Source organism: Desulfurivibrio modestus, from assembly GCF_044068625.1.
Classification (GTDB): domain Bacteria; phylum Desulfobacterota; class Desulfobulbia; order Desulfobulbales; family Desulfurivibrionaceae; genus Desulfurivibrio.
The window spans coordinates 1-3,536 of record NZ_JBIPKH010000047.1 but is presented as its reverse complement, the minus strand read 5'-3'; the positions used below and the strand labels follow the sequence as shown (position 1 = coordinate 3,536).

Below are 3,536 nucleotides of genomic sequence, written 5' to 3'. Positions count from 1 at the left end.
TCCTTCCCGCCTACACGCTTAAACCGGGACTTCCAACACCCGGCTGGCCTACCCTTCTGCGTCCCCCCTTCACTCAAACGTTGATACAACGGCGCAGGAATATTCACCTGCTTCCCATCGACTACGCCTCTCGGCCTCGCCTTAGGGGCCGGCTAACCCTGGGCAGATTGACTTGACCACAGGAAACCTTAGGCTTTCGGTGTGCGGGGTTCTCACCCGCATTTGCGCTACTCGTGTCAGCATAAGCTCTTGTGGGACCTCCAGCACTCCTTTCGGTGTACCTTCGACGGCTACCACAATGTTCTCCTACCACTCCATCTTGCGATGAAATCCACGGCTTCGGTAGCATGCTTAGCCCCGTTGAATTTTCGGCGCAGACCCACTCGACCAGTGAGCTATTACGCTTTCTTTGAAGGATTGCTGCTTCTAAGCCAACCTCCTGGTTGTCTGGGCAGTTCCACATCCTTTACCACTTAGCATGCATTTAGGGACCTTAACCGGTGGTCTGGGCTCTTTCCCTTTCGACCACGAATCTTATCACCCGTAGTCTGACTCCCGTGCTTGAGCTTGACGGTATTCGGAGTTTGACAGGGGTTGGTAATCCTGTGGGGACCCCTAGCCCAGTCAGTGCTCTACCTCCGTCAGTCATCACACGAGGCTATACCTAAATATATTTCGGAGAAAACCAGCTATTCCCGAGTTTGATTAGCCTTTCACTCCTAGCCACAGCTCATCCGAACAGTTTTCAACCTATATCGGTTCGGGCCTCCACGAAGTGTTACCTTCGCTTCACCCTGGCCATGGCTAGATCACCCGGCTTCGGGTTTACCCCATGCAACTGATTCGCCCTATTAAGACTCGCTTTCGCTACGGCTACACCTCACGGCTTAACCTCGCTGCATAGGATAACTCGCTGACTCATTATGCAAAAGGCACGCGGTTACACTGTCTTGCGACATAGTGCTTCCACTGCTTGTAAGCAGACGGTTTCAGGGTCTATTTCACTCCCCTCCCGGGGTGCTTTTCACCTTTCCCTCACGGTACTGGTTCACTATCGGTCACCAGGTAGTATTTAGCCTTGGAAGATGGTCCTCCCGGATTCCCACGGGGTTTCACGTGTCCCGTGGTACTCGGGGACACCCTAGGGTGATTCAAGATTTCACATACCGGGCTATCACCGTCTATGGCCGGCCTTTCCAGACCGTTCTGCTACCTCTCATCATCCCATATCGGGGCCCCACAACCCCGCAGTACAAGTACTGCGGTTTGGGCTGATCCGCGTTCGCTCGCCACTACTTACGGAATCTCAATTGATTTCTTCTCCTGGGGGTACTGAGATGTTTCACTTCCCCCCGTTCGCTTCGTGTACCTATTTATTCAGTACACGATGACCGGGTTTTACCCGGCCGGGTTGCCCCATTCGGAAACCTCCGGATCAAAGCCTGTTAGCAGCTCCCCGAAGCTTTTCGCAGCTTACCGCGTCCTTCATCGCCTCCTGGTACCAAGGCATCCACCGTCTGCCCTTAGTAGCTTGACCAAATATCTGTATCCTAAAAGTTGCTCGCACAACCTCAGCTACTAGTGCATTCTTACAACATATTCAATTATCAAAGATCTAAAACTACTACACCAAACAAAAAAAGGTGCCGTCACTCTATGGTGACTATATCATAAATTCTATGGTGGAGGTGAACGGGTTCGAACCGATGGCCTCCTGCGTGCAAGGCAGGCGCTCTCCCAGCTGAGCTACACCCCCGAACGATAAGTGGTGGGCCTAACTGGACTTGAACCAGTGACCTCACGCTTATCAGGCGTGCGCTCTAACCAGAACTGAGCTATAGGCCCGTCTTTCGGTCGCCTTCCATCCGCATTAATCCACGGACTTCCGTTTCGCTCTCCTAAAGATCATATCAAGCGATCCCTCAAAACTAAGCAGAGAAAATGATGGGATTGACCCCGTTGGGCTATGCCCAACTTCCTTTAAAAGGAGGTGATCCAGCCGCAGGTTCCCCTACGGCTACCTTGTTACGACTTCACCCCAATTACCGACCATTCCTTGGCAGCCTGCCTCCCTTGCGGGTTAGCCCAACCGCTTCTGGAACAACCAACTTTCGTGGTGTGACGGGCGGTGTGTACAAGGCCCGGGAACGTATTCACCGCGGCATGCTGATCCGCGATTACTAGCGATTCCAACTTCATGGAGTCGAGTTGCAGACTCCAATCCGGACTGAGACCGGCTTTATGAGATTCGCTACTTATCGCTAAGTCGCTGCCCTCTGTACCGGCCATTGTAGTACGTGTGTAGCCCTGGACATAAAGGCCATGAGGACTTGACGTCATCCCCACCTTCCTCCGGTTTGACACCGGCAGTCCCTCTAGAGTGCCCAACTTAATGCTGGCAACTAAAGGCGAGGGTTGCGCTCGTTGCGGGACTTAACCCAACATCTCACGACACGAGCTGACGACAGCCATGCAGCACCTGTCTCCGGATTCTTTCTAATGAAAGCACTCTCCAGTTTCCTGAAGATCTCCGGGATGTCAAGCCCAGGTAAGGTTCTGCGCGTTGCGTCGAATTAAACCACATACTCCACCGCTTGTGCGGGCCCCCGTCAATTCCTTTGAGTTTTAACCTTGCGGCCGTACTCCCCAGGCGGTGCACTTATCGCGTTAGCTACGACACAGAGGGGGTCAATTCCCCCCTACATCTAGTGCACATCGTTTACAGCTGTGGACTACCAGGGTATCTAATCCTGTTTGCTCCCCACGCTTTCGCGCCTCAGCGTCAGTATTCGTCCAGAAGATCGCCTTCGCCACCGGTATTCCTCCCGATATCTACGAATTTCACCTCTACACCGGGAATTCCATCTCCCCTTCCGATACTCAAGCCAACCAGTTTCAAATGCACATCCACGGTTGAGCCGTGGGCTTTCACACCTGACTTGATCGGCCGCCTACGCGCCCTTTACGCCCAGTAATTCCGATTAACGCTCGCACCCTCCGTATTACCGCGGCTGCTGGCACGGAGTTAGCCGGTGCTTCCTTTGAAGGTACCGTCAAACATAACGGGTATTAACCGCTATGCATTTCTTCCCTTCCGACAGAGCTTTACAACCCGAAGGCCTTCTTCACTCACGCGGCGTCGCTGCGTCAGAGTTTCCTCCATTGCGCAATATTCCTCACTGCTGCCTCCCGTAGGAGTCTGGTCCGTGTTTCAGTTCCAGTGTGGCGGATCATCCTCTCAGACCCGCTAACCATCGTTGCCTTGGTGAGCCGTTACCCCACCAACTAGCTAATGGTACGCAAGCCCCTCCCTCTACGGTAACTTTCAAGAAGAGGTCACCTTTCCTCCCCAGTCTCGCGACCAGGGAACGTATCCGGTATTAGCAGCCCTTTCGAACTGTTATCCCAGATAAAGGGGTAGGTTACTTACGCGTTACTCACCCGTGCGCCACTCTACTCAGGGCCGAAGCCCCTTTCTCGTTCGACTTGCATGTGTTAAGCACGCCGCCAGCGTTCAATCTGAGCCATGATCAAAC

General features: G+C 53.4%; 2 tRNA genes and 2 rRNA genes. All 4 read right to left on the bottom strand.

Annotation, left to right across the window (positions count from 1 at the left end):
- A 23S ribosomal RNA gene (locus tag ACHHRT_RS13640) occupies positions 1-1,537 on the bottom strand; the annotation flags it as partial.
- Between the two features lie 143 nt (positions 1,538-1,680).
- Positions 1,681-1,756, bottom strand: a tRNA-Ala gene (locus ACHHRT_RS13635).
- A 10-nt stretch (positions 1,757-1,766) separates the two neighbouring features.
- Positions 1,767-1,845: transfer RNA gene (locus tag ACHHRT_RS13630), tRNA-Ile, on the bottom strand.
- Between the two features lie 138 nt (positions 1,846-1,983).
- Positions 1,984-3,536: ribosomal RNA gene (locus tag ACHHRT_RS13625) — 16S ribosomal RNA — on the bottom strand; the annotation flags it as partial.